This window comes from Burkholderia sp. AU32262 (assembly GCF_020419985.1).
In the GTDB taxonomy this organism is placed as follows: Bacteria; Pseudomonadota; Gammaproteobacteria; order Burkholderiales; family Burkholderiaceae; genus Burkholderia; species Burkholderia semiarida.
Window position 1 is genome coordinate 1 of the sequence record NZ_JAIZRS010000085.1, and the last position, 595, is coordinate 595.

At 64.5% G+C, this 595-nt stretch carries 1 protein-coding gene; it reads left to right on the forward strand.

All coding sequences use genetic code 11. From position 1 onward, the window contains the following. Positions 1–595 (forward strand): filamentous hemagglutinin N-terminal domain-containing protein (locus tag LGN10_RS33425; RefSeq protein WP_226226301.1); only part of this gene is annotated, 595 nt, incomplete at both ends.

The window sequence follows — 595 nt, forward strand, 5'->3', positions numbered from 1 at the left end:
TCCCAAATTCGTGGCGCTTTGGAGATCGCCGGCTCCCGGGCGGAGCTCGTCCTCGCGAATCCGTCGGGCATTTATCTTGATGGCGCGTCCTTCATCAACACCAGTCGCGCAACCCTCACAACGGGCGTGCCGTACTACGGCGCCGATGGTTCGCTCGCCGGTTACAACGTTAACCGCGGGCTCGTGACCGTCTCGGGCGCCGGCCTGAACGCAACCGGTACCGATCAGGTGGACCTTATTGCTCGCGCGGTACAGGTGAACGCGGCGGTTTACGCGAAGAACCTGAACGTGATCGCCGGCGCGGCCCAGGTCAACCATGACACGCTTGCCGCGACGCCGATCGCCGGCGACGGCCCGGCTCCGTCGGTCGCGATCGACGTGAGCCAGTTAGGCGGTATGTATAGTAATCGGATCTTCCTGGCGTCCAACGAGTTCGGTGTCGGGGTCGCCAACGCCGGTACGATCGCTGCGCAGGCCGGTGACCTGACGCTGCAATCGAACGGTCGGCTCGTGCTCACGGGCAAGACCACGGCGAGCGGCAATCTCGCACTGTCGGCTACCGGCGGAATTCAGAATAGCGGCACCACGTACGCGC